The 13,757-nt window shown below is 70.7% G+C and carries 1 protein-coding gene (cut by a window edge); it reads left to right on the forward strand.

Features of this window, described 5'->3' with window-relative positions:
* A protein-coding gene (locus AOM46_RS35740) for a type I polyketide synthase (protein WP_062218132.1) crosses the window boundary here: on the forward strand, window positions 1-13,757 show its start. The gene runs 15,028 nt beyond the window's last position; 13,757 of the gene's 28,785 nt are visible here — the first part of the coding sequence; the start codon lies at window positions 1-3; the stop codon falls past the right edge of the window.

Consider the following 13,757-nt stretch of genomic DNA (forward strand, 5'->3'; position numbering starts at 1 on the left):
ATGGTGGATGAGGCACAGCTCCTCAAGCAGCTGAAGTGGATGACCACCGAACTGCGCCAGGCCCAGCGCTCGTTGCGGCAGGCCGAGGAACGCGACCACGAGCCGATCGCCATCGTCGGCGTCAGCTGCCGCTTCCCTGGCGGTGTCCAAACCCCGGACGAGCTGTGGCAGTTGGTCCGTGACGGTGTCGACGGCATCGGGGACTTCCCGACCAATCGAGGCTGGAGCGACGAATTCGACGGCGACTTCGCCCGCCAGGGCGGATTCCTCCACGACGCCGACCGGTTCGACGCGGCGCTGTTCGGGATCTCGCCGCGCGAGGCGCTTGCCATGGACCCGCAACAGCGTCTGTTGATGGAGTCGGCCTGGGAGGTCATCGAGTCCGCCGGGATCGACCCACAGTCGTTGCGGCGCACCCGGACCGGGGTGTACGTCGGCACCAACGGCCAGGACTACGCGACCCTGGCGAACGCCGACGATATGGACGGATACGGCGCCACCGGAGCCAGCGCCAGCGTGATCTCCGGCCGTGTGGCGTATGCCTTCGGTCTTGAGGGCCCGGCGGTGACGGTGGACACGGCGTGCTCGTCGTCCCTGGTGGCACTGCATCTGGCCGCGCAGGCGCTGCGCGCCGGGGAGTGCGAGCTGGCGCTGGTCGGCGGTGTGACGGTGATGACCACCCCGGCGGCGTTCACGGAGTTCGCCCGCCAGGACGGGCTGGCCGGCGACGGCCGTTGCAAGGCGTTCTCAGCCTCGGCCGACGGCACGGGCTGGGGCGAGGGCATCGGCCTGCTGCTGGTCGAGCGGCTTTCGGACGCGCAGCGCAATGGTCACCAGGTGCTGGCCGTGGTGCGCGGCAGCGCGGTGAACCAGGATGGCGCGTCCAACGGTTTGACGGCGCCGAACGGTCCCTCGCAGCAGCGCGTCATCCGGCAGGCGCTGACCAACGCTCGCCTCACCACCGCCGATGTGGACGCGGTGGAGGCGCATGGGACGGGGACGCGGCTCGGTGATCCGATCGAGGCGCAGGCGTTGTTGGCGACGTATGGGCAGGGGCGGGGTGAGGGTGGCGAGCCGTTGTGGTTGGGGTCGGTGAAGTCGAACATTGGTCATACGCAGGCGGCTGCGGGTGTGGCGGGTGTGATCAAGATGGTGTTGGCGTTGCGGCATGGGGTGTTGCCGGCGACGTTGCATGTGGATGATCCTTCGCCGCAGGTGGACTGGTCGGCGGGCGCGGTCGCGTTGTTGACGGGGTCCCGGGACTGGCCTGAGGTGGACCGGCCGCGTAGGGCCGCCGTCTCATCCTTTGGGATCAGTGGGACCAATGCGCATGTGATTTTGGAGCAGGGCCCGGAGGTTGCGGCGGTTGGTGGGGGCGGTGCTGGTGGGGGTGTGACGGCGTGGGTGGTGTCGGCGAAGTCGGAGGGTGCGTTGCGGGGGCAGTTGGAGCGGTTGCGGTCGTTTGTGGCCGAGAGGCCCGAGTTGAGTCCTGTGGATGTGGGGTGGTCGTTGGCGATGGGGCGGGCTGGGTTGGAGCATCGTGCGGTGGTGGTGGGTGCGGGGCGGGATGAGTTGTTGGCGGGGTTGTCGGGGGCTTCTTCGGTGGCGGCGGGTTCTGGTGGTGTGGTGTGGGTGTTTCCTGGTCAGGGTTCGCAGTGGGTGGGGATGGCGCGGGGGTTGTGGGAGTCCTCTGAGGTGTTCCGGGAGCGGTTGCTGGAGTGTGAGGCGGCGCTTTCTGAGCATGTGGACTGGTCGTTGTCCGAGGTGTTGTTGAGCGGTGACGACGATGTGGTGCGGGTTGATGTGGTGCAGCCGGTGTTGTGGGCGGTGATGGTGTCGTTGGCCGAGGTGTGGCGTTCCGCCGGTGTGGTGCCTTCGGCGGTGGTGGGGCATTCGCAGGGCGAGATCGCGGCGGCGTGCGTGGGGGGTTGGTTGTCGCTTGAGGACGCTGCGCGGGTGGTGGCGTTGCGGTCGCGGGCGTTGGTGGCGGTTGCGGGTGGTGGTGGGATGGTGTCGGTGGCCGCCGGCCGGGAGACCGTCGACGACCTGACTGCGGACAGTTCTGGGCTTTCCGTTGCGGCGGTGAACGGGCCGTCGTCCACGGTGGTTTCGGGCGAGGTGGAGGCCCTGGAGGCACTGCTGGCGGAGTGCGAGGTGCGCGGGATCCGTGCCCGCCGCATCGCCGTGGACTACGCCTCGCACTCGGCGCAGATGGAGCAGCTGCGGGAGCGGATCCTCACCGATCTCGCGCCCGTTTCCCCGTCCATCGGCCAGATCCCGATGCTCTCCACGTTGACCGGCGCCCCCGTCGACGGTGGCCTGGATGCCGGGTACTGGTTCGACAATCTCCGCTCGACCGTTCGGTTCGAGGACGCCATCCGCACCCTGCTGACCCAGGGCGCGCGCACCTTTATCGAGGTCTCCGCCCACCCCGTGCTGACCGTCGGCATCGAGGAGACCATCGACGATGTTCAGGCCGCCGCCGTCGCGCTCGGCACCCTGCGCCGCGACGAAGGAGGGAAGCGTCGCCTGCTGGCATCCTTCGGCGAGGCATGGCAGGCAGGCGTCGACGTCGACTGGTCCACCGTCCTCACCGGCCGCCGGGTACCGCTGCCGACCTACGCCTTCCAGCGGGAGCGGTTCTGGCCACGATCGTTGCCGGGCGGGGGCGGCGAGTTCGGCATCGGGCATGCGTTGCTGGGGACGGCTGTCTCGTTGGCCGAGGGCGATGGGGCGGTGTTGACCGGCCGGTTGTCGGTGAACGGGCAGCCGTGGCTGGCCGATCATATGGTGTCCGGGCGGCTGGTGGTGCCGGGCACGGCGTTGGTGGAGATGGTGTTGCGGGCGGGCCAGGAGGTCGGTTGCGGTCTGCTCCGCGAGCTGGTGTTGCGGGCGCCACTGGTGTTGCCGGAGGCCGGCGGGGTGCAGGTGCAGGTGCGTGTCGAGGGCCCGGACGGGGCCGGCGACCGGCCGGTCCACGTTCATGCGCGGATCGACGGCACGGAAGAGTGGGTGCTGCACGCGTCCGGGCAACTGGCGGCCTCGGAGGCCGAGTCGGCCGACTTCGACCTGACCGTATGGCCGCCACAGGGCGCGGCCGCGCTGGACGTCGACGGGTTCTATGACGAACTGGCCGGCGCGGGATTCGGCTATGGCCCGATGTTCCAGGGCGTGCGCGCGGCCTGGCGCGACGAGTCCGGTGTGTACGCGGAAATCGACTTCTCCGAATCGGTCGACGGCTTCGGCATTCACCCGGCCTTGCTGGACGCGGCGTTGCACCCGGCCAACCTCCTGGCCGACGGGTCCGGTGCGTCCGATGAGCCGGCGGCGCAGGGGCCACGGTTGCCATTCGCCTGGTCGGGCGTGGAACTGTTCGCGGTCGGGGCGACGGTGTTGCGGGTGGCGATCCGCACGGAGGGCGAGGGCATCGTCGTGCGGGCGGCCGACGGTGCGGGTGCGCCGGTGGCGATCGTCCGCTCGCTGGTCTCCCGGCCGGTGTCCGCAGAGCAGTTGTCGTCGGCCGGGCGTGGCGACGATGCGCTGTTCTCGATCGAGTGGACCGCGTTGCCGCCCCGCGCCGCCTCTGCCGACGAGGCCGAGTTCGCCACCCTGCTGGCCGGCGAGGGTCCGGTGGAGCGGGTGCTGGGCGAGGTGCTGCGCGGGGTGCAGGAGTGGTTGGCGGACGAGAGTTCGTTCGGTTCGCGGCTGGCCGTGGTGACCCGGGGCGCGGTCCCAGCGAGCCCCGGCGGTGCAGTCGACGTCGTGGGCGCGGCGGTATGGGGTCTGGTGCGCTCCGCGCAGTCGGAACATCCGGACCGGATCGTGCTGGTGGACGCCGACCCCACGACCGACGACCCGGACCTGGCCCTGCTGGCCGGCGTGGACGAACCGCAGGTCGCGATCCGTGGCGGCGAGGTGCTGGTGCCCCGGCTGACCCGGGCGGTGAGCGGCGGGTTGACGCTGCCGTCGCGGAACTGGCAACTGCTGCCGGGCGCGGACGGCACCCTGGAGTCCCTGCATGTCGAGACCGCCGATGAGCCGCCGCTGGAGGCCGGACAGGTACGGGTCGCCGTTCGGGCGGCCGGGGTGAACTTCCGCGATGTGCTTCTCGGGCTGGGGATGTATCCGGAGCCGGGCGTGATGGGTGCGGAAGCCGCCGGCGTCGTCGTGGAGGTCGGCCAGGACGTTGCCGATCTGAACGTCGGGGACCGGGTCTTCGGGTTCTTCAACGGTGGGTTCGCCGCCCAGGCGGTGACCGATCGACGTCTGCTGGTGCGGGTGCCGGCCGGCTGGTCCTGGGCGCAGGCCGCGTCGCTGCCGGTGGTGTTCGCCACGGCCTGGTACGGGCTGCGCGACCTGGCCGGCACTACCACGGGCGAGTCGGTGCTGATCCATGCGGCGGCCGGTGGCGTGGGCATGGCAGCGGTGCAGCTGGCCCGGCACTGGGGCCTGGAGATCTACGCCACGGCCAGCCCCGGCAAATGGCCCACCGTGATCGACAACGGCGTCGACCCGGCACGGATCGCGTCCTCCCGCGACCTCGCCTTCGAGGAACAGATCCGCGCGGCGACCGGCGGCCGGGGCGTGGACGTCGTCCTCAACTCCCTGGCCGGCGAGTTCGTCGACGCGTCACTGCGACTGCTGCGGCCGGGCGGGCGCTTCGTCGAAATGGGCAAGACCGATGTGCGCACAGATCTTGAGGTGCCGTACTTCGCCTTCGCCCTGCCCGACGCCGGCCCGGAGCGCATGGGCCGGATCCTGGCCGAGGTCGTGGCGCTGTTCGAGCGCGGCGTCCTGGAGCCGCTGCCCTTGACGGCGTGGGATGTCCGCGAAGCCGTCGCGGCCTGGCGGTTCATGGCCCAGGCCAGACACGTGGGCAAGAACGTTCTGTCCGTTCCGGCGCCCCCGAACCGGGACGGCACGGTGCTGATCACCGGCGGCACCGGAACCCTCGGTGGCCTCCTGGCCCGCCACCTCGCCGCCGAACACGGCGTCCGCCGCCTGCTGTTGCTCTCCCGACAGGGCCCGGACGCCCCCGGCGCCACGGATCTCACCGCCGAACTCGCCACCCTGGGCGCGGCCGCGCAGGTCGTGGCCTGCGACGCCGCCGATCGCGACGCCCTGGCCGCGGTACTCACGGACATCCCCGACGACGCGCCGTTGACGGGCGTGGTCCACGCCGCCGGCGTGCTGGACGACGGCGTGTTCACCGCCCTCACCCCGCAGCGCCTGGAGACGGTGCTGCGGGCGAAGGCCACCGCCGCGGTCAACCTGGACGAGTTGACGCGCGACGCGGACCTCGCCCTGTTTGTGCTCTACTCGTCGGCCACGGCGACGTTCGGCACGCCGGGCCAGGCGAACTACGCGGCGGCGAACGCGTTCCTTGACGCCCTGGCCGCCCGGCGCCGCGCGGCGGGCCTGCCTGGTCTCTCCCTGGCCTGGGACATGTGGCAGCAGGCCAGCACGATGACCGGTCATCTGCAGGATGACCGGCTCGCGCGAGGGCTGTCGACGGAGCAGGGCCTCGCGCTGTTCGACGCGGCCCTCACCCGTCCGGCGGCACATCTGGTGCCGATCAACCTCGACCTGGCCTCGTTGCGGACGGCCGGCGAGGTGCCGGCGCTGCTACGCGGCCTGGTCACCGGCCGGGTGCGGCGCGGCATCGCGCAGACGTCGGGGACTGGCCTGGCCCTGGCGCAGCGGCTGCGGGCGGCCCCCGAGGCGCAACGTGCGCAGATGCTGCTCGAACTGGTGCGGAGCAGCGCGGCGACGGTGCTCGGACATGTCTCGGCCGACGCGGTCGGTGAGCGGCAGGCGTTCAAGGAGCTGGGCTTCGACTCACTCACCGCCGTCGAACTGCGCAACCGACTCAATACCGCGACCGGGCTGCGGCTTCCCGCGACGCTGGTCTTCGACTACCCCAACCCCACCGCCCTCACCGACCACCTGCTGTCGCAGTTCTTCGGCGAGTCCGAGGCGCTGCCGGAATCGCCCCGCCCCGTCACCACCGCCGGAACCGACGAGCCGATCGCGATCGTCGCGATGGCCTGCCGATTCCCCGGCGGCGTCGCCAACCCCGACCAGCTGTGGGAGCTGGTCGCCGACGGAGTCGACACCATGGTGCCGTTCCCCACGGATCGGGGCTGGCCCACCAACCTCGCCAGCCAGGTCGCCGGGGTGGGCGGATTCGTTCACGAAGCGGACGGGTTCGACGCCGATCTGTTCGGGATCTCGCCGCGCGAGGCCCTGGCCATGGATCCGCAGCAGCGGCTGGCGCTGGAATCGGCCTGGGAGACATTCGAGGCGGCGGGCCTGGACCCCCGGTCGTTGCGGGGCCGGAGCATCGGCGTCTTCGCCGGCGCGGCCTCGTCGGGATACGGCATGAACGCGCGGCTGCCAGAGGGCGCCGACGGTCACCAGGTGACCGGCAGCACGACAAGCGTGATCTCCGGCCGCATCGCCTACTCCTTCGGGCTCGAAGGCCCGGCGGTGACGGTGGACACGGCGTGCTCGTCGTCGCTGGTGGCCATGCATCTTGCCGCGCAGGCGCTGCGCGCGGGGGAGTGCGAGCTGGCGTTGGCCGGCGCCGTGACGGTGATGGTTACGCCGGGCATGATCGCGGAGTTCGACCGGCAGGACGGGCTGGCCGCCGACGGCCGCTGCAAGGCGTTCGCCGCCTCGGCGGACGGTACGGGTTGGGGCGAGGGCGTCGGTCTGGTGCTGCTGGAGCGGCTTTCGGACGCGCGCCGCAACGGGCACCAGGTGTTGGCGGTGGTGCGGGGTTCGGCCATCAACCAGGATGGCGCGTCCAATGGTTTGACGGCGCCGAACGGTCCCTCGCAGCAGCGGGTGATTCGCCAGGCATTGGCGAATGCGCGGTTGACGGGTGCGGACGTTGACGTGGTGGAGGCGCATGGGACGGGGACGCGGCTCGGTGATCCGATCGAGGCGCAGGCGTTGTTGGCGACGTATGGGCAGGGGCGGGGTGAGGGGGGGGAACCGTTGTGGTTGGGGTCGGTGAAGTCGAACATCGGTCATACGCAGGCGGCTGCGGGTGTGGCGGGTGTGATCAAGATGGTGTTGGCGTTGCGGCATGGGGTGTTGCCGGCGACGTTGCATGTGGATGAGCCGTCGCCGCAGGTGGACTGGTCGGCGGGTGCGGTGTCGTTGTTGACGGGGTCCCGGGCGTGGCCCGAGGTGGACCGGCCTCGGCGGGCGGGGGTGTCGTCGTTTGGGATCAGTGGGACCAACGCGCATGTGATTTTGGAGCAGGCGCCTGAGGTCGCGGTGGTGGATGAGGAGCGGCCTGTTGGGGGTGTGACGGCGTGGGTGGTGTCGGCGAAGTCCGAGGGGGCGTTGCGGGGGCAGTTGGAGCGGTTGCGGTCGTTTGTGGGCGCAAAGCCCGAGTTGAGTCCGGTGGATGTGGGGTGGTCGTTGGCGATGGGGCGGGCTGGGTTGGAGCATCGTGCGGTGGTGGTGGGTGCGGGGCGGGATGAGTTGTTGGCGGGGTTGTCGGGGGCTGCTGTTGGTGTTGCTGGTTCGGGTGGTGTGGTGTGGGTGTTTCCTGGTCAGGGTTCGCAGTGGGTGGGGATGGCGCGGGGGTTGTGGGAGTCCTCTGAGGTGTTTCGGGAGCGGCTGATCGAGTGCGAGGCGGCGCTGTCCGAACATGTGGACTGGTCGTTGACCGGGGTGCTGCTCGACGGTGACGACGATGTGGTGCGGGTTGATGTGGTGCAGCCGGTGTTGTGGGCGGTGATGGTGTCGTTGGCCGAGGTGTGGCGTTCCGCCGGTGTGGTGCCTTCGGCGGTGGTGGGGCATTCGCAGGGCGAGATCGCCGCGGCGTGTGTGGCCGGTTGGCTGTCGCTTGAGGACGCTGCCCGGGTGGTGGCGTTGCGCTCCAAGGCGTTGGTGGCGGTTGCGGGTGGGGGTGGTGGTGGGATGGTGTCGGTGGCCGCCGGCCGGGAGACCGTCGACGACCTGACCTCGGGCAGTCCTGGGCTTTCCGTCGCTGCGGTGAACGGGCCGTCGTCCACGGTGGTTTCGGGCGAGGTCGATGCCCTGGAGGCACTGCTGGTCGAGTGCGAGCGGCGCGGGATCCGTGCCCGCCGCATCGCCGTGGACTATGCCTCGCACTCCTCCCAGATGGAGCAGCTGCGGGAGCGGATCCTCACCGACCTCGCCCCTGTTTCCCCGTCCATCGGCCGGATTCCGATGCTCTCCACGTTGACCGGCGCCCCGGTCGATGGTGGTTTGGGCGCCGGGTACTGGTTCGACAATCTGCGCTCGACCGTTCGGTTCGAGGACGCCATCCGCACTCTGCTGGGACAGGGCGCGCGCACCTTTATCGAGGTCTCCGCCCACCCCGTGCTGACCGTCGGTATCGAGGAGACCGCCCAGGCGTCCGACACCCGTGCCGTCGTCCTGGGCACGCTGCGCCGTGACGAGGGTGGGATGCGCCGCCTGCTGGCCTCCTTCGGCGAGGCGTGGCAGGCCGGGGTCGACGTCGACTGGTCCACCGTCCTGACCGGCCGCCGGGTTCCGTTGCCGACCTACGCCTTCCAGCATCAGCGCTACTGGCTGGAGGCCCCGGCTCCCGGCACCGTGCAGGAGGTGGATGTGGTCGAGTCCCGGTTCTGGGACGCGGTCGAGCGTGAAGACCTCGGCGAACTCGCCGACACCCTGCAACTCTCCGACGCCCCACAGCTGTTGGGTTCGGTGGTGCCGGCGTTGGCGTCCTGGCGGCGGGAACGACGTCAACGTTCCGTTATCGATGCCTGGCGCTACCGGGTGGTGTGGAAGCCACTGCAGACACCGCCCCCAGCGTCGCTTGAAGGCACCTGGCTGATGGCCGGCGGCGTCGACGAGGATGTGGTCACGGCCCTGGCCGAGGCGGGCGCCCGGACGGTGACCCTCCCGACCGACACGGCCTGGGATCGCGCCGGCCTTGTGGAGCGGATCGCCGCCCTGCCCGAGGTGCGCGGTGTGGTGGCGATGCCCGCCGACAGCACGGGGGTGGTGGATCGACTCGCGGCCCTGGTGGGGTTGGTGCGGGCGCTGGGCGATGCCGAGGTGGACGCGCCGTTGTGGCTGCTCACCCGGGGCGCGATATCGGTGGGTGCCTCCGACCGCCTCACCGACCCGACGGCGGCGGCGCTATGGGGTCTGGGCCGGGTGGCCGCTCTGGAGTATCCACGCCGCTGGGGCGGCATGATCGACCTGCCCACCGAGTTGGACGCCCGCACGGCCGCACGACTGGCCGGAATCCTCACCGCCCGAGACGACAGTGGCGGGGAGGACCAGATCGCGGTACGCGGTTCCGGCCTCTACGGCCGACGGATGGTCCGCGCCCTACCGACCACCGTCGAGCCCGAACCATGGCAACCGTCCGGCACGGTCCTGATCACCGGCGGCACCGGCGCCTTGGGCACGGTAGTAGCCCGCTGGCTGGCCGGCCGCGGGGTACCGCATCTGGTCCTGACCAGCCGCTCCGGGACAGCACCCGACGGACTCGTCACCGAGCTGGAAACGCTGGGCACCCAGGTCACCGTGACCGCCTGCGATGTCACCGACCGCACCACCCTCGCCACCGTCATCGCCGACATCCCCGAGCAATGGCCACTACACGGCATCGTCCACGCCGCCGGCATCGGCGACGCACAACTGCTGGAACACACCGACCGGGAGAGCGTTACTGCGATTGCGGGTGCGAAGATCGAGGGCACGCTGAACCTTGATCAGTTGACCGCCGAGCTGCCGCTGGAGCTTTTCCTGGTGTTCTCCTCGGGCGCCGCCGTATGGGGCGGCGCCGGTCAGGGCGCCTACGCCGCCGGCAACGCGTTCCTGGACGCCTGGATCCAGCACCGCCACGACAGGGGCCTGCCCGGCACCTCCATCGCCTGGGGCCCCTGGGATGACGCCGGCCTGGCTGTCCAGGGTGACACCCAGGAGGTGCTGCGCCGGCGCGGACTGTCGCCCATGGAACCGGCGTTGGCCATCCAGACGCTTGCGATCGCGATCGACGCCGGAGAGTCGGGCCTGGCGGTCGCGGACGTCGAGTGGTCGACGTTCGCGAACTCGTTCACCGCCGTCCGGTCGAGCCCACTGCTCGCCGAACTACCGGAAGCACAGAGCGCGTTGGCGGCGGCCGGGGACGACGACGCCGGCTCGGCGGGACTGCCTCAGCAGCTCGCGACGGTGCCGGCGACCGAGCGGCGGCATCTGCTGCTCGATGTGGTGCGCACCCATGCGGCGGCGGTGCTGGGGCACGCGGGCGCTGACGCCGTCGAGCCGGGCCGGGCGTTCCGGGAGCTGGGCTTTGACTCGTTGATGGCCGTTGAGGTACGCAACCGTTTGCAAACGGCTACCGGCCTACGTCTCCCGACCACGCTGGTGTTCGACCACCCGACGCCGCTCGCGATGGTGGACTTCCTCCTGGCCGAGCTGTCGGACGGTGAACTCGACGACGCACCGTCGGAGGCGGAGTCGACCCCCGTCGCTGTCGACGAGCCGATCGCGATCGTCGGCATGGCCTGCCGCTTCCCCGGCGGAGTGACCTCGCCGGAGACCCTGTGGGAACTGGTGGACGTGGCGGCGGACGCCGTCGGGCCTTTCCCGGACGATCGCGGGTGGCCCCGGTCGATGGCCGGCTGGGGCGGGTTCCTGCCGAACGCGGACGAGTTCGACGCCGATCTGTTCGGGATCTCGCCGCGTGAGGCGTTGGCGATGGATCCGCAGCAGCGGCTGCTGCTGGAGGCCGCATGGGAGACGTTCGAGTCCGCCGCCGTTGATCCGCGCGCGCTGCGTGGATCGACCACGGGCGTGTTCGTGGGCGGCAGCGTGTCCGGATACGGCACCGGCACGCAAGCCCCGGACGATGGCGACGGGCATCTGCTGACCGGGAACGCGACAAGCGTGATGTCGGGCCGAGTGGCCTATACGTTCGGTCTCGAAGGACCGGCGGTCACCGTCGACACGGCATGTTCGTCGTCGCTGGTGGCGCTGCATCTGGCGGCCCAGGCCCTGCGGTCCGGCGAGTGCGAGCTGGCGTTGGCCGGCGGAGTGACGGTGATGGCGACGCCGGGCGCGTTCGCGGAGTTCGAGCGGCAAGGCGGACTGGCGTCGGACGGCCGCTGCAAGTCCTTCGCGGCGGCGGCGGACGGCATGGGCTGGGGCGAGGGCATCGGCCTGCTGCTGGTCGAGCGGCTTTCGGACGCGCAGCGCAACGGTCACCAGGTGCTGGCCGTGGTGCGCGGCAGCGCCGTCAACCAGGACGGCGCGTCGAACGGACTGACGGCGCCCAGCAGCCCGTCCCAGCAGCGGGTGATCCGCCAGGCCCTGGCCAACGCCCGGCTGACGACCGCGGATGTCGACGCGGTGGAAGCCCATGGCACCGGGACGCGGCTCGGTGATCCGATCGAGGCGCAGGCGCTGTTGGCGACCTATGGCCAGGGGCGTGGCGAGGATGGCGAGCCGCTGTGGTTGGGGTCCATTAAGTCGAACATTGGTCATACGCAGGCGGCTGCGGGTGTGGCGGGTGTGATCAAGATGGTGTTGGCGTTGCGGCATGGGGTGTTGCCGGCGACGTTGCATGTGGATGAGCCGTCGCCGCAGGTGGACTGGTCGGCGGGTGCGGTGTCGTTGTTGACGGGGTCCCGGGAGTGGCCTGAGGTGGGTCGGCCTCGGCGGGCGGCGGTGTCGTCGTTCGGGATCAGTGGGACGAATGCGCATGTGATTCTGGAGCAGGCGCCCGAGTCTGAGCCTGTCACTGAACTCGCGGTTGGTTGGTCGGGGTTGGTGCCGTGGGTGGTGTCGGCGAAGTCCGAGGCCGGGCTGCGGGGGCAGGTCGCGCGGTTGCGGTCGTTTGTCGCCGACCGCCCGGAGTTGGACGCGGTGGATGTGGGGTGGTCGCTGGCCACGACGCGGGCCGCGTTGGAGCATCGAGTCGTCCTGTCGGGCGACGGGGATGTTCTCGCGACAGGTGCGGTGACCGAGGGTCGGACGGCGTTCCTCTTCACGGGGCAGGGTTCGCAACGCGCCGGCATGGGCCTGGGGTTGTATGCGGCGTTCCCGGTGTTTGCCGAGGCGTTTGACGCGGTGTGTGCGCGGTTGGATATGCGGTGGGAGCGTCCGCTGCGTGAGGTTCTGACCGATGGTGTTGGCCTTGACGAGACGGGGTGGGCGCAGGCGGGTCTGTTCGCTCTCGAAGTCGCCGCGTTCCGGCTGGTGGAGTCCTGGGGGGTGGTCCCGGATGTGTTGCTGGGGCACTCGTTGGGTGAGATCGTGGCCGCCCATGCCGCGGGGGTCCTTGATCTGGATGATGCGTGTGTGTTGGTGGCGGAGCGCGGTCGGTTGATGCAGGCGTTGCCGTCGGGTGGCGGGATGCTGGCCGTCCAGGCCACCGAGGCCGATGTCGCCGACTCAGGGCTTGACCTCGCCGCCGTCAACGGCCCGAACTCCGTGGTGCTCTCCGGCAACAGCGACGCGATCGAGCGCTACGCCGCCGAATGCGCCGAGCGCGGCTGGCGGTTCACCATCCTGACCGTCTCGCACGCGTTCCACTCGGCCCTGATGGAACCGATGCTGGACGAATTCGCTTCGGTCCTCAACGGCCTGACGTTCAACCCCGCGCGCATTCCGATCGTTTCGAACCTGACCGGCACCGTCGCCGAACCTGGACAGTTGCAGCAGCCGGAGTACTGGCTGCGCCAGGTCCGTCACACGGTCCGCTTCGCCGACGCGGCCGCCGCCACGGCGGAGCTTGGGGCGACCCGTTACCTCGAACTGGGCCCCGACGGTGTGCTGTCCGGCATGGTCCAGGAGACCGTTGCCGACGCGACGTTCGCTCCACTCCTCCGCAGGGACCGGGACGAGACCGACACCGCCGTCACCGCGCTCGGGCGCCTGTGGACGGCCGGCGTCAATGTCAACTGGCTTGGGCTGTTCGAGGGTTGGGGCGGGCGGATCGTCCAGCTGCCGACCTATGCGTTCCAGCGGGAGCGTTACTGGCCGGAGTCCCTGAACGCCGCCGCCACAGGTGGCGACTCGGTCGACTCGGCGTTCTGGGATGCGGTGGAACGCGGGGACACAGAAGAGCTGGCCGGGCTTGAGTCGGCGTTGCCGGCGTTGTCCGCGTGGCGGCGGCGTCACCGGGAGCAGTCGACGCTGGATTCATGGCGCTACCGGATCGTGTGGAAGCCGCTGGACGGCCTGCCTTCGTCGTCGTTGACCGGTGTGTGGGCGGTGGTGGGCTCGGGAGACGCGGAGGTGTCGGCGGCGTTGTCCGCCGCGGGCGCCACCGTGGCGAACGTTCCGGCCGAGGAGGTTTCTTCTCTGCCCGAGGTGGCGGGCGTGGTGTTGGTCGCCTCCGGGTGGGTGGAGACCTTGGCGGTGGTCCAGGCGTTGGGCGAGGTGTCGGCGCCGCTGTGGGTGCTGACACGCGGCGCGGTATCCGTGGGCGGTTCGGACCGGTTGGCGGACCCGGAGCTGGCGTTGGTCTGGGGCCTGGGCCGGGTCGCGGCGCTGGAGCTCCCGGGGCGCTGGGGCGGACTCGTCGACGTCCCGGCCGAGTTGGACGCTCGCGCGGCTGCCCGACTCGCCAATGTCCTCGCCGCTGGTGTTGAGGATCAGGTGGCGGTGCGTGGGTCGGGGGTTTATGGGCGGCGTTTGGTTGGGGCGTTGCCTGTTGTGGTGGGTGGGGAGTGGCGGTCGTCGGGGACGGTGTTGGTGACGGGTGGTACGGGGGCGTTGGGTGGTCGGGT

The organism is Streptomyces sp. NBRC 109706 (assembly GCF_000974485.1).
Classification (GTDB): Bacteria; Actinomycetota; Actinomycetes; order Streptomycetales; family Streptomycetaceae; genus Streptomyces.